The organism is Streptomyces sp. SolWspMP-5a-2 (genome assembly GCF_900091845.1).
Classification (GTDB): Bacteria; Actinomycetota; Actinomycetes; order Streptomycetales; family Streptomycetaceae; genus Streptomyces; species Streptomyces doudnae.
Genome location: NZ_FMCI01000208.1, coordinates 1 through 19199, shown reverse-complemented (window position 1 = coordinate 19199; position 19199 = coordinate 1). Strand labels below are relative to the sequence as shown.

Annotated in this window: 15 protein-coding genes; 11 read left to right on the top strand and 4 right to left on the bottom strand. The window is 73.8% G+C overall.

The window, feature by feature from the left end; translation table 11 throughout:
- The first annotated feature begins 28 nt into the window (after positions 1-28).
- Positions 29-1606 carry a phytoene desaturase family protein gene (locus GA0115242_RS21370; protein ID WP_176729872.1) on the top strand — a complete coding sequence of 526 codons (1578 nt, stop codon included), beginning with the start codon at positions 29-31 and terminating at the stop codon, positions 1604-1606.
- 322 nt (positions 1607-1928) lie between these two features.
- Here the strand turns inward: GA0115242_RS21370 and GA0115242_RS21365 are convergent, their stop codons facing one another.
- A complete protein-coding gene (locus GA0115242_RS21365) occupies positions 1929-2711 on the bottom strand; it encodes an SDR family NAD(P)-dependent oxidoreductase (RefSeq protein ID WP_093830884.1) in 783 nt (260 codons plus the stop codon).
- 86 nt (positions 2712-2797) lie between these two features.
- On the opposite strand from GA0115242_RS21365, the gene GA0115242_RS21360 reads away from it, so the two are divergent.
- From GA0115242_RS21360 to GA0115242_RS21345, 4 genes are all read left to right on the top strand, one after another.
- The gene (locus tag GA0115242_RS21360; RefSeq protein ID WP_093830872.1) at positions 2798-3649 is read left to right on the top strand and encodes a helix-turn-helix transcriptional regulator; all 852 of its coding nucleotides are present in this window, start codon (positions 2798-2800) and stop codon (positions 3647-3649) included.
- Between the two features lie 79 nt (positions 3650-3728).
- Positions 3729-4838, top strand: coding sequence for an NAD(P)H-dependent flavin oxidoreductase (locus GA0115242_RS21355; protein ID WP_093830870.1), 1110 nt, complete (start codon positions 3729-3731; stop codon positions 4836-4838).
- Entirely contained in the window at positions 4835-6394 is a 1560-nt protein-coding gene (locus GA0115242_RS21350) for an acyl-CoA synthetase (RefSeq protein ID WP_093830868.1), read from the top strand. The genes GA0115242_RS21355 and GA0115242_RS21350 overlap by 4 nt, the downstream gene beginning before the upstream one ends.
- A gap of 45 nt (positions 6395-6439) precedes the next feature.
- Positions 6440-7936, top strand: a complete 1497-nt coding sequence (locus GA0115242_RS21345; RefSeq protein ID WP_093830866.1) for an acyl-CoA synthetase — start codon at positions 6440-6442, stop codon at positions 7934-7936.
- A 72-nt stretch (positions 7937-8008) separates the two neighbouring features.
- On the opposite strand, the gene paaK is transcribed toward GA0115242_RS21345, so the two are convergent.
- The 3 genes from paaK to GA0115242_RS21330 form a co-directional block, all read right to left on the bottom strand.
- Complete coding sequence (paaK, locus tag GA0115242_RS21340; protein WP_093830864.1) at positions 8009-9319, bottom strand: phenylacetate--CoA ligase PaaK; 1311 nt, start codon at positions 9317-9319, stop codon at positions 8009-8011.
- A 153-nt stretch (positions 9320-9472) separates the two neighbouring features.
- Positions 9473-11686 carry a sulfatase gene (locus GA0115242_RS21335; RefSeq protein ID WP_256089496.1) on the bottom strand — a complete coding sequence of 738 codons (2214 nt, stop codon included), beginning with the start codon at positions 11684-11686 and terminating at the stop codon, positions 9473-9475.
- A gap of 199 nt (positions 11687-11885) precedes the next feature.
- Positions 11886-13508, bottom strand: coding sequence for an acyl-CoA synthetase (locus GA0115242_RS21330; RefSeq protein WP_093830863.1), 1623 nt, complete (start codon positions 13506-13508; stop codon positions 11886-11888).
- A gap of 229 nt (positions 13509-13737) precedes the next feature.
- On the opposite strand from GA0115242_RS21330, the gene GA0115242_RS21325 reads away from it, so the two are divergent.
- From GA0115242_RS21325 to GA0115242_RS21300, 6 genes are all read left to right on the top strand, one after another.
- Positions 13738-14607 carry a crotonase/enoyl-CoA hydratase family protein gene (locus tag GA0115242_RS21325; protein WP_093830861.1) on the top strand — a complete coding sequence of 290 codons (870 nt, stop codon included), beginning with the start codon at positions 13738-13740 and terminating at the stop codon, positions 14605-14607.
- 22 nt (positions 14608-14629) lie between these two features.
- Positions 14630-15571: a Zn-ribbon domain-containing OB-fold protein gene (locus tag GA0115242_RS21320; RefSeq protein WP_093830859.1), complete on the top strand. Its 942-nt coding sequence runs from the start codon at positions 14630-14632 to the stop codon at positions 15569-15571.
- Positions 15568-16617, top strand: a complete 1050-nt coding sequence (locus GA0115242_RS21315; protein WP_093830857.1) for a thiolase domain-containing protein — start codon at positions 15568-15570, stop codon at positions 16615-16617. The genes GA0115242_RS21320 and GA0115242_RS21315 overlap by 4 nt, the downstream gene beginning before the upstream one ends.
- Positions 16614-17780 carry a thiolase domain-containing protein gene (locus tag GA0115242_RS21310; protein ID WP_093830855.1) on the top strand — a complete coding sequence of 389 codons (1167 nt, stop codon included), beginning with the start codon at positions 16614-16616 and terminating at the stop codon, positions 17778-17780. The genes GA0115242_RS21315 and GA0115242_RS21310 overlap by 4 nt, the downstream gene beginning before the upstream one ends.
- Before the next feature lie 92 nt (positions 17781-17872).
- The gene (locus GA0115242_RS21305; RefSeq protein ID WP_093830853.1) at positions 17873-18115 is read left to right on the top strand and encodes a DUF397 domain-containing protein; all 243 of its coding nucleotides are present in this window, start codon (positions 17873-17875) and stop codon (positions 18113-18115) included.
- A gap of 123 nt (positions 18116-18238) precedes the next feature.
- Positions 18239-19144: a universal stress protein gene (locus tag GA0115242_RS21300; RefSeq protein WP_093830851.1), complete on the top strand. Its 906-nt coding sequence runs from the start codon at positions 18239-18241 to the stop codon at positions 19142-19144.
- Positions 19145-19199: the final 55 nt, after the last annotated feature.

Genomic DNA, 19199 nt, shown 5'->3' with positions numbered 1-19199 from the left:
TCCCGATCATGGCGTGTTACGAAGGACCATGGCTGCACACGAGGGACATCGCGCGTACGACGCCGTCATCGTCGGGGGCGGGCACAACGGGCTGGTCGCCGCCGCCTACCTGGCCCGCGCCGGGCGCTCCGTGCTGGTCCTGGAGCGGCTCGCGGGCACCGGCGGCGCCGCCGTCTCCACCCGCCCGTTCAAGGGCGTCGACGCCCGGCTCTCGCGGTACTCGTACCTGGTCAGCCTGTTGCCGAAGAAGATCGTCCGGGATCTCGGCCTCGACTTCCGGGTCCGCGCCCGCACCGTCTCCTCCTACACCCCGGCCGAGCGCGCGGGACGGCCCACCGGGCTGCTGGTCGGCGGCGGCCCGCGGCGCACCCGCGAGGCGTTCGCCCGGCTGACCGGCTCCGACGCCGAGTACCAGGCGTGGCAGCGGTTCTACGGCATGACCGGCCGGGTCGCCGCCCGCGTCTTCCCCACCCTCACCGAGCCGCTGCCCACCCGCGAGGACCTGCGCCGCCGGGTCGACGACGACGAGGCGTGGCGCGTCCTGTTCGAGGAGCCCGTGGGGGTCGCGATCGAGGAGCGGTTCGCCGACGACCTGGTCCGGGGCGTGGTCCTCACCGACGCCCTGATCGGCACCTTCGCCGACGCCCACGACCCGGGACTGCGCCAGAACCGCTGCTTCCTCTACCACGTGATCGGCGGCGGCACCGGCGACTGGGACGTCCCCGTGGGCGGCATGGGCGCCCTCACCGACGCCCTGGCGGGAGCCGCCCGCGCGGCCGGCGCCCGCATCGCCATCGGCCACGAGGCGCTCCGCGTCGACACGGACGGCACCACCGCCGAGGTCACCTACCGGACCGCCGACGGGGAGGCCACCGTCGCCGCCCGCCACGTCCTCGTCAACGCCGCGCCGCGCGAACTGGCCGCGCTCACCGGCGACACCCCGCCCGCCCCCGCCGAGGGCGCCCAGCTCAAGGTGAACATGCTGCTCACCCGGCTGCCGAGGCTGCGCGACACCTCCGTCGACCCGCGCGAGGCGTTCGCCGGGACCTTCCACATCGCCGAGGGGTACGAGCAGTTGGCCGCCGCCCACGCCCAGGCCGCCGCCGGACGGCTGCCCGCCGAGCCGCCGTCCGAGATCTACTGCCACTCCCTGACCGACCCGACGATCCTCGGCCCGGACCTGGTCGAGCGCGGCTGTCAGACGCTCACCCTCTTCGGCCTGCACACGCCCGCCCGCCTCTTCGACCGGGACAACGACGCCACCCGCGCTGAACTGCTCGCGGCCACCGTCGCCCAGCTCGACGCGCATCTCGCCGAACCGCTCGCCGACTGCCTGGCCACCGACGCGGACGGCCGCCCCTGCATCGAGGCGAAGACACCGCTCGACCTGGAGCGGGACCTGCGGCTGCCCGGCGGCAACATCTTCCACCGCGACCTCAGCTGGCCCTACGCCCAGGAGGGGGCCGACGACGCAGGCCGCTGGGGCGTCGGAACCCGGCACGCGAACGTCCTGCTCTGCGGGGCGGGCGCGGTGCGCGGCGGCGGGGTGAGCGGGGTACCGGGCCACAACGCGGCGATGGCGGTCCTGGAGACGACGGGCGACTGACCCGGGACCCGGCCCGCGCCACCCTTGCCCGGCTCGGGCTCGGAGCCCGGCTCGCGCCGCCTCCGTCGGTCTGGGAGCCCGGCCTGCGGCGCCCGCGTCCGCCTCGGAGCCCGGACCGTGGCGTTTCCGTCGGGCCCTGCCTGCGACGCCCCCGTCCCGCCCGGAGCCCTGCCTGCGGCGCCCCGTCCGGCTGGGATCGCGGCGCCCCCGTCCGGAACGGGGACGCTGCCCGCGGCACCCTGTCCGGATCGCCGGGTTGCCACCCGCGGGGGTGCCGTTCCGTGACCGCGCCGGTGGAGTGTCCCGTCCGGGCGGGCGGCCCCTACGCGCGGGCGCCGCCGTCCACCCGCAGCACCTCTCCGGTCACGTAGGACGCGCGGTCACTGAGCAGCCAGGCCGCCGCCTCCGCGATCTCCTGCGGGTCCGCGGCCCGGCCCAGCGGGGTCTGCGCGTTCAACTGGTCGACGATCCCCGGGGACTTGGCCTCCCACTCGTCGATCATCTCGGTCATGGTGGTGCCCGGGGCGATCGCGTTGACCCGGATGCCCTCGGGCCCGTACGTGGCGGCGGCCGACGCGGTGAGGCTGTTCAGCGCCCGCTTGGCGGCGGCGTACGCGGGCAGCCACGGGTTGGCCATCAGCGCGCCGATGCTGGAGGTGTTGACGATGGCGCCGCGTCCCGCGGTGGCCCGGATCGCGGCGATCTCCGCGCTCATCGCGAGCCAGGGGCCCTTCAGGTTGACCGCCATGACGTGGTCGAAGTCGGCCTCCGGGAGCCGGTCGAGCGGCCCGGGGTCCTGACCGGTCGCGCCGTTGTTGAAGGCGACGTCGAGGCGGCCGTACAGCTCGACCGCGCTCCCGACCGCCGAGCGGACGCTCTCCGGGTCCGCGAGGTCGCAGCGGACGTGGTCGGCGGTGCCCCCGGCCGCGCGGATCTCCTCGGTGACCGCCTTCAGCTGGCTCTCGGTGCGGGAGGCGAGGAGCACCCGGGCGCCCTCCCGGGCGAAGAGGCGGGCCGCGGCGGCCCCGATGCCGCGCCCGGCGCCGGTGACGAAGGCGACCTTGCCGTCGAGGAGGCCCGCGGTGGTGTTCGGTGTGGTGTTCATGCCGTCGAGCCTGCGCCGGGCCCGCCGTCCCATCCAGGCACCGGCGGTACCTGGCTGGGCACGGCCGCCGCGCGCACACTGGAGGCGTGGACCGACGAGAACTGGCCGCCTTCCTGCGCGGCAGGCGAGAGCGCATCACCCCGGCGGACGTGGGGCTGCCCGCGGGGCCGCGCCGCCGCACCCCGGGGCTGCGGCGCGAGGAGGTGGCGCAGCTCGCGTACATCTCCACCGAGTACTACACCCGCCTTGAGCAGGCCCGCGCCCCCCGCCCGTCCCGCGAGGTGCTGGCCCAGCTCGCCCGCGCCCTGCGGCTGACCGACGCCGAACGCGACCACCTGCACCATCTCGCGGGCACCCCGCCGGGGCTCCCGGCCGGCCCCTCGCGCCAGGTCAGGCAGTCCATCGTCGACCTGCTGCACCGGCTGCCGCGGGCCGCCGCGCTCGTGCTCTCCGCGTCCTACGAGGTGATCGCCTGGAACGACCTGGCCGCCGCCCTCATGGAGGACTTCTCCGCCCTGCCGCGCCGGGACCGCAACCTGGTCAGGCGCGCCTTCCTCGGCCCCTACGACCACGGCCGCACGCTGTACAGCGTCTCGGACGCCGAAGAGTTCGCGCGGATCTCCGTGCGGGACCTGCGCCGCACCGCCGCCCGCTACCCGGACGACCCGGAGCTGACCGCCCTGATCGCCGAACTCCAGTCGGGCAGCCCGGAGTTCGCCCGCCTCTGGGCGGCCCACGAGGTGGCCGGACGGCCCGCCCTCTGCAAGAGCTTCGACCATCCGCTGGTCGGCCGGATCGACGTCAACTGCGACGTCCTCGACATCGCCGACCGCGACCAGCGGGTCGTCGTCTACACCGCCACCCCCGGCTCGCGCTCCGAGGAGGCGCTGGGACTGCTCGCGGTGATCGGCACCCAGCGCATGGACGTCCCCGGCTGACCCCGCCGTCCGTCGAAATATCTGACGGGGCATCAGGAAAGGTCTTCCGTCGGCCGGTCGGCTGCGGCATCCTGCGCCCATGCAGACGGAGCTGAGCAAGAAACTCGGGATCGAGTACGCCGTCTTCGGCTTCACGCCGTTCCCCGCCGTCGCCGCGGCCATCAGCAGGGCCGGGGGCTTCGGGGTGCTCGGCGCGGTCCGCTACACCGCACCCGACGACCTCAAACGCGACCTCGACTGGATCGAGGCGCACGTGGAGGGCCGCCCGTACGGGCTCGACGTGGTGATGCCCGCCACCAAGGTCGAGGGCGTCACCGAGGCCGACGTCGAGGCGATGATCCCGCCCGGCCACCGGGAGTTCGTCCGGGACACCCTCGCCAAGTACGGCGTCCCCGAACTCCCCGAGGGCGAGGCCGCGGGCTGGCGCATCACCGGGTGGATGGAGCAGGTCGCCCGCACCCAGCTCGACGTCGCCTTCGACTACCCGATCCGGCTGCTCGCCAACGCCCTCGGCTCCCCGCCCGCCGACGTGGTCGCCCGCGCCCACGAGCGGGACGTGCTGGTCGCCGCGCTGGCGGGCAGCGCACGGCACGCCGTCAAACACCGGGCGGCCGGCATCGACGTCGTCGTCGCCCAGGGCTACGAGGCCGGCGGGCACACCGGCGAGATCGCCTCCATGGTCCTCACCCCCGAGGTCGTCGACGCCGTGGACCCGCTGCCGGTCCTCGCCGCGGGCGGCATCGGCAGCGGGCGCCAGGTGGCCGCCGCCCTCGCCCTCGGCGCCCAGGGCGTCTGGCTCGGCTCGCTCTGGCTGACGACCACCGAGGCCGACCTGCACTCCCCGGCGCTGACCCGCAAACTGCTCGCCGCCGGGTCGGGCGACACCGTCCGCTCCCGCGCGCTGACCGGGAAACCCGCGCGCCAACTGCGCACCGAGTGGACCGACGCCTGGGACGACCCGGCCGGACCCGGCACCCTGCCCATGCCGTTGCAGGGGCTGCTGGTCGCCGACGCCGTCTCCCGCGTCCAGCGGTACGAGGTCGACCCGCTGCTCGGCACGCCGGTCGGCCAGATCGTCGGCCGGATGACCGAGGAGCGCTCCGTCCAGGCCGTCTTCGACGACCTCACCCGCGGCTTCGAACAGGCCGTCGACCGGGTCGTCCGCGTCGCCGGAAGGAGCGGCCGATGAGCACCCCGCCCGCCGGGTTCTGGGCCCAGGCCGCCGCTGACCCCGACCGCGTGGTCCTCACCGCGCCCGACGGCGAGCGGTGGAGCGCGGGACGCCTGCACACCGCCGCCAACCAGCTCGTCCACGGCCTGCGCGCGGCCGGTCTCCAGCGCGGCGACGCCTTCGCGGTGGTCCTGCCCAACGGCCCCGAGTTCTTCGCCGCCTACCTCGCCGCCAGCCAGGCGGGCTTCTACCTGGTCCCCGTCAACCACCACTTCGTGGGGCCGGAGATCGGCTGGATCGTCGCCGACTCGGGCGCCAAGGTCCTCGTCGCCCACGAACGGTTCGCGGCGGCGGCCCGGCACGCGGCCGACGAGGCGGGCCTGCCGGACAGCCACCGGTACGCCGTCGCCCCCGGCGGGACCGTGGAGGGCTTCCGGCCGTACCCCGAACTCCTCGCCGGACAGCCCGGAACGCCGCCCGCCGACCGCGAGCTGGGCTGGGTCATGAACTACACCTCGGGCACCACGGGCCGCCCCCGCGGCATCCGCCGCCCGCTGCCGGGCCGCCGCCCCGAGGACGCCTACCTCGGCGGCTTCCTCGGCATCTTCGGCATCACCCCGCACGGGGACGACGTCCATCTCGTCTGCTCGCCGCTCTACCACACGGCCGTCCTCCAGTTCGCCGGCGCCTCCCTGCACATCGGGCACCCGCTGGTCCTGATGGACAAGTGGACGCCCGAGGAGATGCTGCGCCTGATCGACCGCCACCGCTGCACCCACACCCACATGGTCCCCACCCAGTTCCACCGGCTGCTCGCGCTGCCCGAGGAGACCCGGGCCCGCTACGACGTGTCGTCCATGCGGCACGCCGTGCACGGCGCAGCGCCCTGCCCCGACCACGTGAAGCGGGCGATGATCGACTGGTGGGGGCCGAGCGTCGAGGAGTACTACGCGGCCAGCGAGGGCGGCGGCGCCTTCGCCACCGCCGAGGACTGGCTGAAGAAGCCGGGCACCGTCGGCAGGGCCTGGCCCATCAGCGAACTCGCGATCTTCGACGACGACGGCGAACGGCTGCCGCCCGGTGAACTCGGCACCGTCTACCTGAAGATGAACACCGGCGGCTTCGCCTACCACAAGGACGAGGCCAAGACCGCGAAGAACCGCATCGGCGACTTCTTCACCGTCGGCGACCTCGGCCTGCTCGACGAGGAGGGGTACCTCTTCCTGCGCGACCGCAAGATCGACATGATCATCTCGGGCGGCGTCAACATCTACCCGGCCGAGATCGAGGCCGCGCTGCTCGCCCACCCCGCCGTCGCCGACGCGGCCGTCTTCGGCATCCCGCACGACGACTGGGGCGAGGCGGTCAAGGCCGTCGTCGAACCCGCGCCGGGCGAGGAGCCGGGCCCGGACCTCGCCGCCGCCCTGCTCGACCACTGCGCGGACCGGCTGGCCGGGTACAAACGGCCCCGCAGCGTCGACTTCATCACCGAGATGCCCCGCGACCCCAACGGCAAGCTCTACAAACGACGGCTGCGGGAGCCCTACTGGGAGGGCCACGACCGGCCGCTGTGAGCACCGGCTTGACCTGTTGCCGCGCCGGGCCGAGGATCATGAGCCATGACGCAGGGACAGGGCAGCACCGTCGACGGGGCGCTGCGGCGCAGCGCCCGCCGCACCCCCGCGCGTGTGGCGGTCGAGTACCGCGACCGCACCTGGACGTACGAGGAGCTGGACGCGGCCGTCTCCCGGGCGGCGACCGTGCTCCTCGGCGAGGGGCTCGCCCCCGGCGACCGGGTCGCCGCCCTCGGCCACAACTCGGACGCCTATCTGATCGCGTTCCTCGCCTGCGCCCGCGCGGGCCTGGTGCACGTCCCCGTCAACCAGAACCTCACCGGCGACGACCTCGCCTACCTCGTCCGTCAGTCGGGCAGCGCGCTGGTCCTCGCCGACCCGGACCTCGCCCCCCGACTCCCCGCCGGGACGCGGACGTCGGCGCTGCGCGACACCGGGGACTCCCTCCTCGCGCGGCTCGCCGGCGCCCCGCCGTACGAGGGACCCGAGCCGCGCTCCGAGGACCTCGTCCAGCTCCTCTACACCTCGGGCACCACCGCCCTGCCCAAGGGCGCGATGATGACCCACCGGGCCCTGGTCCACGCCTACTTGAGCGCCATCAGCGCCCTCGACCTCAGCGCGGGCGACCGCCCGGTCCACGCGCTGCCGCTCTACCACTCCGCGCAGACCCACGTGTTCCTGCTGCCCTACCTGGCGGTCGGCGCCACCAACCTCATCGTGGACGCCCCGGACGGCGACCTGCTCCTCGACCTGATCGAGTCCGGCCGGGTGGACAGCCTCTTCGCGCCGCCGACCGTGTGGATCGGCCTGACGGGCAGGTCCGACTTCGCCACCCGGGACCTGTCCGGGCTGCGCAAGGCGTACTACGGGGCGTCGGTCATGCCGGTGCCGGTCCTGGAACGGCTGCGCGAGCGGCTGCCCCGGCTCGGCTTCTACAACTGCTTCGGCCAGAGCGAGATCGGCCCCCTCGCCACCGTCCTCGCCCCCGACGAGCACAAGGGCCGGATGGACTCCTGCGGCCGCACGGTGCTCTTCGTCGAGGCGCGCGTGGTCGACGAGGACGGCGCCGAGGTCCCGGACGGCACCACGGGCGAGATCGTCTACCGGTCACCGCAGTTGTGCGACGGGTACTGGGACAAGCCCGAGGAGACGGCCGCCGCCTTCCGGGACGGCTGGTTCCGCTCCGGGGACCTCGCGACGCGCGACGCCCACGGCTACTACACGATCGTCGACCGGGTGAAGGACGCCATCAACTCCGGTGGTGTGCTGATCGCCTCGCGCCAGGTCGAGGACGCCCTGTACACCCATGACGCGGTCGCCGAGGCCGCGGTGATCGGCCTGCCCGACGACCGCTGGATCGAGGCCGTCACCGCGGTCGTCGTCACCCGCGCCGAGGTCACCGAGGCCGAACTCGTCGCCCACGTCAGGGAGAAGCTCCCCGCGTTCAAGGCGCCGAAGCGAGTCCTGTTCACGGACGCCCTGCCGCGCAACGCCAGCGGGAAGATCCTCAAGCGCGAACTCCGGGAGCGCTACGGCGATTAGGGCGCGTCCGCCGGACGACGACGGGTTCCCGGTCGCCGTCCCCGGTGCCGGGCCCCGGCCGCACGCCTCGCCCTACGCCCCTTGCGCGTCCGTCCGGCGCAGGTCCACGATCCGGCGGATCTTGCCCACCGACCGTTCCAGCGACTCCGGTTCGACGATCTCCACGGAGACCGTCACCCCGACGCCGTCCTTGACGGCCGCCGCGATCGACCTGGCCGCCGCCTCGCGCACCTCTGGTCCCGCGTCCTGCCGGGCCTCCGCCCGGACCGTGAGCGCGTCCATGCGCCCCTCCCGGGTCAGCCGCAACTGGAAGTGCGGCGCCACCCCGGGCGTGCGCAGCACGATCTCCTCGATCTGAGTGGGGAACAGGTTCACCCCGCGCAGGATCAGCATGTCGTCGCTGCGGCCGGTGACCTTCTCCATCCGCCGGAAGACCCGCGCCGTGCCCGGCAGCAGCCGCGTCAGGTCCCGCGTCCGGTACCGGACGATCGGCATCGCCTCCTTGGTGAGCGAGGTGAAGACCAGCTCGCCCTCCTCGCCGTCCGGCAGCACCTCACCGGTGATCGGGTCGACGATCTCCGGGTAGAAATGGTCCTCCCAGACGTGCAGCCCGTCCTTGGTCTCCACGCACTCCTGCGCCACCCCCGGGCCGATCACCTCGGAGAGCCCGTAGATGTCGACGGCGTCGATCGCGAACCGCTCCTCGATCTCCCGGCGCATCCGCTCCGTCCACGGCTCCGCCCCGAACACGCCCACCCGCAGCGAGGTGGAGCGCGGGTCGACGCCCTGCCGCTCGAACTCGTCGAGGATCGTCAGCATGTACGACGGCGTCACCATGATGATCCGCGGCTCCAGGTCCCGGATCAGCTGCACCTGACGGGCCGTCATGCCGCCGGACGCGGGGATCACCGTGCAGCCGAGCCGCTCCGCGCCGTAGTGCGCGCCCAGGCCGCCGGTGAACAGGCCGTACCCGTAGGCCACATGGACCTTGTCGCCGGGCCGTGCGCCCGCCGCGCGCAGCGACCTCGCCACCATGTCGGACCAGAGCGAGAGGTCGCCGTCGGTGTAACCGACCACCGTGGGGCGGCCGGTGGTGCCGCTGGAGGCGTGCAGACGGCGGATGCGCTCCTGCGGGACCGCGAACATGCCGTACGGGTAGTTCGCCCGCAGGTCCGCCTTCACGGTGAACGGGAAGCGGGCGAGGTCGTCGAGGGAGCGGCAGTCGTCGGGGCGCACCCCGGCCTTGTCGAAGGACTCACGGTAGAAGGGCACGTGCGCGTAGGCGTGCCGCAGCGAGGCGCGCAGCCGCTCCAGCTGGAGGGCCCGCAGCGCCTCCCGGTCGAGCCGTTCCCCCGAGTCCAGCAGCTCCGTCGCGTCCGTCATCGGGACTTCTCCCTCACCAACCGTGCCAATACGGGCGACCGATCATTCGGTCGATCTGTACGGGATCAGTAATTCAGGAGCCCGGGGGACAGGCAAGGGGTGCGCGCCGACTTTTTCCGGCGCGCACCCCTTCTCCCGGGAGGTGTCTCCGGGTCAGCCCGTCCCGCCGGGCCCGAACGCCGTCATGAAGCGGTCACGGAAGGTGTCCATGCCCCACTGCGGACCGTCGTCGGCGGGCTTCAGACCGTCCGCCCAGCCCCAGTCGGCGATCTTGTCGAGGACCTTCGGGTCGTGCGCGACGACGGTGATCGGGACGTCCCTGCTGGTGCTGCCCGCGGTGACGGTCGGGACCGGCTGGTGGTCGCCCAGGAAGACCAGGACCGTGTCGTCGTCGCCGTAGCGCTGGACCCACTCGGTGAGGCTGTGCAGGGAGTACTCGATCGCGTTCTTGTACTCGGTGCGCACGCTCTCCGGGTTCTTCCAGACCTCCTTGGGGTCCTTGCCCTCCTTCTTGATCTGCTCGAAGACCGAACCGTCGCCCAGGTCGTCCCAGTCGATCATGTGGGCGACGGGCGCCCAGGGGTTGTGGCTCGACGCCAGGATGATCTCCGCCATGATCGGGTCCCGGTCCTTCCTGCCGTGCTCCAGGCGCTCGAACGCCTCCAGGCTGAACTGGTCGGGCACCGGCGTCCAGCTGAAGTACGGCCCCTGGTAGCCGAGGTGCTCCGAGTCGTAGATGTGGTCGAGCCCGAAGAACTTGCCCTCCGGCCAGGCCCGCCGCACCCCGGGCACGATGCCGACCGTGCGCCACGCCCCGGTCTTGCGGAAGTAGCTGGTGAGCGTCGCCCGGTCGCTGGTGGTCAGGCTGCGGTAGCGCTGCTGGTTCTTGATCCACAGCCCGGAGAGGAACGTCGAGTGCGCCAGCCAGCTCCCGGCCCCCGTCACCGGGGACCGCAGCCAGGCGCTGCGCGAGCCGAAACCGGCCGCCTCAAGGTCGGCGGTGCCCTTCTTCAGGACGGCGCCCACGTCCGACGCCATCGCCGGGTCGTCGATCGCGGTCCTGCCGTAGCTCTCGATGAACGTGAAGAGCACGTCCTTGCCGCGCAGCCCGGTCAGCAACTGGTCGGGGGGCGTGTCGGCGAAGGCGTCCACGGCGGCCTGCCGGTCGAAGACGCGCCCGTCGGCGAGGCCCGCCCGCACCTGCTCCACCCGGTTGCCGACCAGGTCGGCGTCGAGCTTCGAGGCGACCGGCACACCGCCGAACTGCACGCCCAGCGTCACGCAGGTGATCCACGCGGTGCCGAGGACCAGGGTCGTCCTGGCCGCCGTCGGACGGTGGCCGACCATGAGGTCGGACAGCCGCACCACCGCGAGCGCCGTCAGCACCAGGACCGCGACCAGCAGCACGACCACACCGATGACGGCGGCGATCTCCCCGGTCCGCCCGAACGACTCCCGCACCCACTCGGTCGCCCCGCCCAGCAGGCTCCAGTCGAGGACCAGGTCGAAGGGGCGGGCCAGCACCGAGTAGAAGCCCATGTCGACGAGTTTCACGACGGTCAGCAGGCCGAGGAGCACGCCGGTGACCAGCGCGGTCACCCGGCGGGCCCGCGGCGGCAGCGCCAGCAGCAGCCCCGCGACGAGCACGCCCTCGGCCGGGATCCGCAGGAACGACTGGACGTCGAGGCGGTCGAGCCGGTTCGGCACCAGCAGGGCGAAGAGGACCAGCGCGACGGCGAGCACGGTCGTGCCGACGGTCACGTACCGGGCCGCCCGCGCACCGGGCCGCCACCGCCCGAACCGGCCGGGACGCGGATCGTCCACGGGGGCGGAAGCGGGAGCGGGATCGGCGGAGGGCTCGGGATCGTCGACGGAGGATTCGGGATCATCGACGGCGGGTTCGGGTTCGGGTTCGGGCTTGGGCTTGGGGTCGGCGGGCGCGGGCGCGGGCGCGTCAGCGGACTCGGGCGCAGGCTCGGTGGCGGTGGCGGTGGCGGTGGCGGTAGCGGTGGCGGCGGTGGCGTCGGGCTCCGTGCGGTCGGCGCCGTCCGTCACCGTCGGGGCCGTCACCGCCGGGTCCGCCACCGCCGGGTCCGCCGCCGGGTCCGCGGGCTCCGGGGTCGGCGGCTCAGGCGCCTCGTCCGTCTCCGGGGTCCCTGTGTCGCTCCCGGTCCTGCGGCGGGCCTCGTCCGGCCCGGTCGCCGCTGCCTCCGTCTCCCCGGCGGCCCCGTCGTCCTTCCCCCGGGCTGCCGTCGCCGGACCCGCCGCCTCGGGGTCCGGTGTTCCGGTGGCTGCGGGGGGCTGGTCCGCCCGCCCGGGGTCGGGGGTGGTGTCCGGCAGTCGGTGAGGGGGCTTGAGGTGCGGCACCCGGAGGTCCTTCCGTGCGAGGCGCGGTATCGGCGCGACGGACCCGGCTCGCGTGGCCCGGCCGCCACTCTCCGTACGGGCCACCTCCGGTCACCGTTCACCTCGCCGGGTCAACCGCGCGCAAAGAGTACGCCGGTCAGGCCCCCGAACCCGGCGCCCGGCGACGCGTCGCGCGGGCTCTCGCGGTACGGACTCGCGCTCACGCGTCGTCCGCCGCCGCCACCTCGCGGGCCCACCGGTAGTCCGCCTTGCCGCTGGGGGAGCGGCGGATCGCCTCGGCGATCACCAGTTGGCGCGGGATCTTGTACCCGGCCAGCCGGGACCGGCAGTATCCCTGGACGTCGGCCAGGGAGGGCGCCGCCGCTCCCGCGCGCACCTGCACCACCGCCGCCACATGGTTGCCCCAGGTCGCGTCGGGCACCCCGGCCACCAGGGCGTCGTACACGGCCGGGTGGGACTTGAGGGCCTGCTCGACCTCCTCCGGGTACACCTTCTCGCCGCCCGTGTTGATGCACTGCGAACCCCGGCCCAGCACGGTCACCACCCCGTCCGCGTCGACCGTCGCCATGTCCCCGAGCAGCACCCAGCGCACGCCGTCCTGCTCGAAGAACGTGTCGGCCGTCTTGCGGGGGTCGTTGTAGTAGCCGAGGGGGACGTGCCCGCACTGCGCGACGCGGCCCACCTCGCCCACCGCGACCGGCACGCGGGTCGCCGGATCGACCACCTGGGTGCGGGAGTTGACGCGGATGCGGAAGCCGCGCTCGGGCCCCGAGTCGGGCGTCGCCGTGCCGTTGAAGCCGGACTCGGAGGAGCCGAAGTTGTTGAGGAGCGCCACGTTCGGCACCAGCGCCTGGAACTCCCGCCGCACGGTGTCCGACATGATCGCGCCCGAGGAGGAGACGCTGAACAGCGAGGAGCAGTCGGTGCCCGCGAGCGGTCCGCCCAGCGCGTCGATCAGCGGGCGCAGCATCGCGTCGCCGACCAGGGAGATGCTGGTGACCTTCTCCCGCTCGACGGTCCGCAGCACCTCCTCGGGCACGAACTTGCGGTGCAGCACGACCCGTTGCCCGAAGTTGAAGCCGATGAACGCGGTGAGGGTGGACGTCCCGTGCATGAGCGGGGGAGTGGGGAAGAAGGTGATGCCCGAGCCGCCCGCCGCGACCCGCTCGGCGATCTCCTCGGGCTTGCTCACCGGCTCGCCGGTGGGCGCCCCGCCGCCCAGCCCGGCGAAGAACAGGTCCTCCTGACGCCACATCACGCCTTTGGGCATGCCGGTGGTGCCGCCGGTGTAGATGATGAACTGGTCGTCGCCCGAGCGCCCGGCGAACCCGCGCCCGGCGGCGGCCCGCGCGACGGCGTCGGCGAACGGCACCGCCGGCAATGCCGCCGCGCCCGGCTCCGGTGTGCCGACCCGGACCAGGTGGCGCAGTGTCCCGCCGGTGCCGGGCAGCGCCGCGGCGACCCGGTCGGTGAACTCCGCGTCGAAGACCAGGGCGACCAGATCGGCGTCCCGGTAGAGATAGGTCAACTCGTCCTCGACGTAGCGGTAGTTGACGTTGACGGGGACGATCCGCGCCTTCAGGCAGCCCAGCACGGTCTGCAGGTACTCGACGCCGTTGTAGAGGTGGAGTCCGAGGTGTTCGCCCGGCCGGACGCCGCTGTCGAGGAGGTGGTGGCCGACGCGGTTCGCCGCCGCGTCGAGTTCGGCGTACGTCAGGCGCCGCTCCGCGCCGGTGCCGGGATGGTCGACGTACACGAGCGCCTCGCGGTCCGGGACCGTGTCGGCGACCGACTCGAACAGGTCGGCAATGTTGTACTCCACCGCTCCTCCTGACACGAAGGCATGACGAGGAAAGGCCCACACGACGGTTCGCCGGTCATCAGAGCAAAGGGGGCGGCAACTGTGAAGGCCCCCCGCAGAAGTAATCTGACTACCTGTCAGAAACCTCTTGTACTGACTACCCGCCTCCTGCAACCTGTTCTCGTTCTGAAGACGGGAGGACGGCGATGGGTGGAACGGCGATGGGGGAGCGGCCCGGGGCGGTGCCCCGATGAGCGGGACCCGGGCGACCGGCACGGACGGCGGCGCCGCACACGACGGCGCTCCCGGCGGCCCGGCGCCGGGCGGCACCGAACACCTCACCGTACGGCGCGAAGGGGCCACCCTGGTGCTGACCCTGAACCGGCCCGAGGCGCGGAACGCCCTCTCGCTGCCGATGCTCGTCGGCCTGTACGACGGCTGGCTCGCGGCGGACGAGGACGAGGACATCCGCTCGATCGTGCTGACCGGCTCGGGCGGCGCCTTCTGCGCGGGCATGGACCTCAAGGCGCTGGCCGGCGGCGGGATGGCGGGCGAGGAGTACCGGGACCGGCTGACCGCCGACCCCGACCTGCACTGGAAGGCGATGCTGCGCCACCACCGCCCGCGCAAACCGGTGATCGCCGCCGTCGAGGGCGTCTGCGTGGCGGGCGGCACCGAGATCCTCCAGGGCACCGACATCCGGGTCGCGGCCGAGTCGGCGACCTTCGGCCTCTTCGAGGTGCGGCGCGGACTCTTCCCGATCGGCGGCTCGACGGTCCGCCTGCAACGGCAGATCCCGCGCACCCACGCCCTGGAGATGCTGCTCACCGGCCGCCCCTACACCGCGCGCGAGGCCGCCGCCGTCGGACTGGTCGGCCACGTGGTCCCCGACGGGGACGCGCTCGGCAAGGCCCTGGAGATCGCCGAACTCGTCAACGCCTGCGGCCCGTTGGCCGTCGAGGCGGTGAAGGCGTCGGTCTACGCGACGGCCGGGATGACCGAGAGCGACGGACTCGCCGCCGAACTGGAGCGCGGCTGGCCCGTCTTCGCCACCGCCGACGCCAAGGAAGGCGCCCGTGCCTTCGCGGAGAAACGGCCGCCCGTCTACAGGCGCGCCTGAGCTGCCCCACAAGGAGACCGGCATGCCTCACGTCCTCAAGGCCCCCCTCACCGTGGAGTTCCCGTTCACCCGCTCCCTCGGCCCCGTCCAGAGCGCCTTCCTCACCGGGCTGCGCGAACGCGTCGTCCTCGGCGTCCGGGGAAGCGACGGCCGGGTCCTGGTGCCCCCGGCCGAGTACGACCCGGTGACCGCCGAGGAGATCCGCGACCTCGTCGAGGTCGCCCCCACCGGCACCGTCACCACCTGGGCCTGGAACCACGAACCCCGGCGCGGACAGCCCCTCGGCACCCCGTTCGCCTGGGTCCTCGTCCGCCTCGACGGCGCCGACACCGCCCTCCTGCACGCCCTCGACGCCCCCGGGCCCGACGCCGTCCGCACCGGGATGCGGGTCCGCGTCCGCTGGGCCGGGGAACGCACCGGGGCCGTCACCGACATCGCCTGCTTCGAACCGTACGACGGCGAGCCCGAGCCGCCCGGCGGTCACCCGGGCGTGTTCGAGGACCCGGTGCGCGGCATCGTCGCCCCCGCCCGGCTCGACTACACCTACAGTCCGGGCCGCGCGCAGACCGCCTACCTGGACGCGCTCGGCTCGCGCCGGATCGTCGGCGAACGCTGCCCGTCCTGCCGCAAGGTGTACGTGCCGCCCCGGGGCGCCTGCCCCACCTGCGGCGTCGCCACCGCCGAACAGGTCGAGGTGGGCCCGCGCGGCACCGTCACCACCTTCTGCATCGTCAACATCAAGGCGAAGAACCTCGACATCGAAGTCCCCTACGTCTACGCCCACATCGCCCTCGACGGCGCCGACCTCGCCCTGCACGCCCGGATCGGCTCCCTCCCCTACGACCAGGTGCGGATGGGCCTGCGCGTCGAACCGGTCTGGTCCGAGGGGTCCCGCTACCCCGACCACTACCGGCCCACCGGCGAACCCGACGCGCCCTACGACACCTACAAGGAGCTGCTGTGACGCGGGACATCGCGGTCGTCGCCTTCGCCCAGAGCGACCACCGCCGCACCAGCGACGAACTGTCCGAGGTCGAACTGCTGATGCCGGTCCTGCACGAGGTGCTGGAGCGCACCGGCCTGCGCACCGCCGACATCGGCTTCACCTGCTCCGGCTCCAGCGACTACCTGGCGGGCCGGGCCTTCTCCTTCACCCTCGCCCTCGACGGCGTCGGCGCCTGGCCGCCGCTGTCCGAGTCGCACGTCGAGATGGACGGCGCCTGGGCCCTGTACGAAGCGTGGACGAAACTCCGCACCGGGGACGCCGACACCGCCCTCGTCTACTCCTACGGCAAGTCGTCGCCCGGCTCCCTGCGCGACGTCCTCACCCGCCAGCTCGACCCCTACTACGTGGCGCCGCTGTGGCCCGACTCGGTCGCCCTCGCCGCCCTCCAGGCCCAGGCGCTCCTCGACGCGGGCCACGCCGACGAACCCGCCCTCGCCGCGGTCGCCGCCCGCAGCCGCGCCGACGCCGTGACCAACTCCCGTGCCCAGGTGCGCGGTGCGGTCCCGCACGGCGACTACCTGGTCCGCCCGCTGCGCACCGGCGACTGCCCGCCGATCGGGGACGGCGCCGCCGCCGTCGTCCTCGCCGCCGGTGACCTGGCCCGGCGGCTGTGCCCGCGGCCCGCCTGGATCCGGGGCATCGACCACCGGATCGAGGCGCACTCCCTGGGCGTCCGCGACCTCACCGACTCGCCCTCCGCGCGGCTCGCGGCGGAACGCGCGGGTGCCTTCGAACGGCCCGTCGACACCGCCGAGTTGCACGCCCCGTTCACCTCCCAGGAGATCGTCCTGCGCAGGGCGCTGCGGCTCGGCGACGACGTCCGCGTCAACCCGTCGGGCGGAGCCCTCGCCGCCAACCCGATGATGGCCGCCGGGCTCGTCCGGGTCGGCGAGGCCGCCGCCGCCGTCCACCGGGGCGCCTCCGACCGGGCGCTCGCCCACGCCACCTCCGGCCCCTGTCTCCAGCAGAACCTGGTGGCCGTCCTCGAAGGGGATCCGCGATGAGCAAGGAACCCGTGGCCGTCACAGGCGTCGGCCAGACCAGGCACGTGGCCGCCCGCCGGGACGTCTCCCTGGCCGGTCTGGTCCGGGAGGCCGCCCGACAGGCCCTGGACGACGCCGAGTTGACGTGGGCCGACATCGACGCCGTCGTCATCGGCAAGGCCCCCGACTTCTTCGAGGGCGTCATGATGCCGGAGCTGTACCTCGCGGACGCGCTCGGCGCCGTCGGCAAACCCCTGCTGCGGGTGCACACCGCGGGCTCGGTCGGCGGCTCCACCGCGCTGGTCGCCGCCAACCTCGTCGCCGCCCGCGTCCACTCCACCGTCCTGACCGTCGCCTTCGAGAAGCAGTCCGAGTCCAACGCCATGTGGGGCCTCTCGCTGCCCATCCCCTTCCAGCAGCCCCTGCTCGCCGGGGCGGGCGGCTTCTTCGCCCCGCACGTGCGCGCCTACATGCGGCGCAGCGGCGCCCCCGACACCGTCGGCTCACTGGTCGCCTACAAGGACCGCCGCAACGCCCTGAAGAACCCCTACGCCCACCTCCACGAGCACGACATCACCCTGGCCAAGGTCCAGGCGTCCCCGATGCTCTGGGACCCCATCCGCTACTCCGAGACCTGCCCCTCCTCGGACGGCGCCTGCGCCATGGTCCTCACCGACCGCGCCGGGGCCGCCCGTTCGCCCCGGCCGCCCGCCTGGCTGCACGGCGGCGCCATGCGCAGCGAGCCCACCCTCTTCGCGGGCAAGGACTTCGTGTCGCCGCGGGCGGGCAAGGACTGCGCCGCGGACGTCTACCGGCAGGCCGGCGTCACCGACCCGCGCCGGGACATCGACGCCGTCGAGATGTACGTGCCGTTCTCCTGGTACGAGCCGATGTGGCTGGAGAACCTCGGGTTCGCCGAGGAGGGCGAGGGCTGGAAGCTCACCGAGGCCGGGGTCACCGAACTCGACGGGGACCTGCCCGTCAACATGTCGGGCGGTGTCCTGTCCACCAACCCGATCGGCGCCTCCGGCATGATCCGGTTCGCCGAGGCGGCCCTCCAGGTGCGCGGGCAGGCAGGGGAGCACCAGGTGGAGGGGGCCCGCCGGGTGCTCGGGCACGCCTACGGCGGCGGATCGCAGTTCTTCGCGATGTGGCTCGTCGGCGCGGACGCACCCGACTCCTGAACCTCCCCGAAAGGTCCTCCTCACGTGGCCTGTCGGCGGTGGGAGACGATCGCTAGGCTGACCGCGGACGACGAAAAGGGAGGAGCACGGACGTGGCCGAGAGCACCATCCAGCAGCATCCGCTCGCAGGCTGGGACAAGCCCGAGCTGGACCTCAGCGGCGCCGACTGGCACTCCAGCAGCCGCGGGCTCGGGGATGTCCAGATCGCCTTTGTCGAGGGCTTCATCGCGATGCGCAACAGCGGTCGGCCGGAGAGCCCCTCCCTGATCTTCACGCCCGCGGAGTGGGGGGCCTTCGTGTCGGGCGCGCGGGACGGCGAGTTCGACCTGACCTGAGCCGACCCCGTGGTGTTCCCCGGGTTTTTCCGGACACGCGACCTCGATCGCCGTCCGGGGACCGGCCTCTGAGCGAGGCTGGCCCCCGGAAGCGGAAGGTCATACTCCGGAGGTGAGGAACCCATGAGCACCCTGCCGGTCATCGCGGCGGTCGACGGTTCGGACAACGCGCTGCGCGCCCTGGACTGGGCCGTGGACGCGGCCCGCGGGCGCGGGGCGCCGCTGCGCGTCGTCCATGTGCGCCAGAACGACGCCTGGGCCCAGCCCGGCGTCCCGCTCGCCCCCGTGCCCGACCCCGACGACGACACCGTCGTCGCCGAGGTGCGCCGCCATCTCGACGGCGTGCCCGACCGGCCCGTCATGGAGTACCTGGCCGTGGAGGGAGCGCCCGGCGCGATCCTGCCCGAACTGGGCGCCACCGCCCAGCTGTTGGTCCTCGGCTCGCGCGGCAGGGGCGGCTTCGCCAGCCTGCTGCTCGGCTCCAACGGCATGGCCGCCTCACGGGACGCCGACTGCCCCGTCGTCGTCGTGCCCCCGCCGGGACGCGAGGTGCACGGCGACGGACCCGGCGAACCCGGACCCCGGGTGGTCGTCGGCCTCAAGGTGGACAGCCCGGACGACGCGACCCTCGCCTTCGCCTTCACCGAGGCCGAACGGCTCGGCGCCCGCGTCCACGCCGTCGCCGCCTACACCTGGCCGGTGCAGACCGTCGTCGCCGGGGGGCTCCTGCCGCCCACCGTCGACCAGGACGCCATCGAGCGCGAGACCCGCACCCTGGCCGAGGGCTCCCTCGCCCCCCACCGCGAGCGTCACCCGCGGGTGCGGACCGACGTCGTCGCGGCCCCCGGCGACGCCGCCGGTCTGCTCGTCGCCGCCTCCGCCGGCGCGGACCTGGTCGTCGTCGGCCGCCACCGCCGCAGGCTGCTCGCCCCGGCCCGGCTGCTCGGCTCGGTCACCCAGGCCGTGCTGCTGCACGCGGCGAGCCCGATCGCCGTGGTCCCCCCGGCGCCGGAGCCCGGGGAGGAGTAACGCCCGCCGCCCGGACCACCCGGCGGTACGCGGCCGGTCCGGGCGCGCGCCCATC

Excerpts from the sequence above, each read along its gene's own strand:
- GA0115242_RS21370 (WP_176729872.1), top strand. The coding sequence starts at position 29 with ATGGCTGCACACGAGGGACATCGCGCGTACGACGCCGTCATCGTCGGG.
- GA0115242_RS21365 (WP_093830884.1), bottom strand. The coding sequence starts at position 2,711 with ATGAACACCACACCGAACACCACCGCGGGCCTCCTCGACGGCAAGGTC.
- GA0115242_RS21355 (WP_093830870.1), top strand. The coding sequence starts at position 3,729 with ATGCAGACGGAGCTGAGCAAGAAACTCGGGATCGAGTACGCCGTCTTC.
- GA0115242_RS21350 (WP_093830868.1), top strand. The coding sequence starts at position 4,835 with ATGAGCACCCCGCCCGCCGGGTTCTGGGCCCAGGCCGCCGCTGACCCC.
- GA0115242_RS21345 (WP_093830866.1), top strand. The coding sequence starts at position 6,440 with ATGACGCAGGGACAGGGCAGCACCGTCGACGGGGCGCTGCGGCGCAGC.
- paaK (WP_093830864.1), bottom strand. The coding sequence starts at position 9,319 with ATGACGGACGCGACGGAGCTGCTGGACTCGGGGGAACGGCTCGACCGG.
- GA0115242_RS21325 (WP_093830861.1), top strand. The coding sequence starts at position 13,738 with ATGAGCGGGACCCGGGCGACCGGCACGGACGGCGGCGCCGCACACGAC.
- GA0115242_RS21320 (WP_093830859.1), top strand. The coding sequence starts at position 14,630 with ATGCCTCACGTCCTCAAGGCCCCCCTCACCGTGGAGTTCCCGTTCACC.
- GA0115242_RS21310 (WP_093830855.1), top strand. The coding sequence starts at position 16,614 with ATGAGCAAGGAACCCGTGGCCGTCACAGGCGTCGGCCAGACCAGGCAC.
- GA0115242_RS21300 (WP_093830851.1), top strand. The coding sequence starts at position 18,239 with ATGAGCACCCTGCCGGTCATCGCGGCGGTCGACGGTTCGGACAACGCG.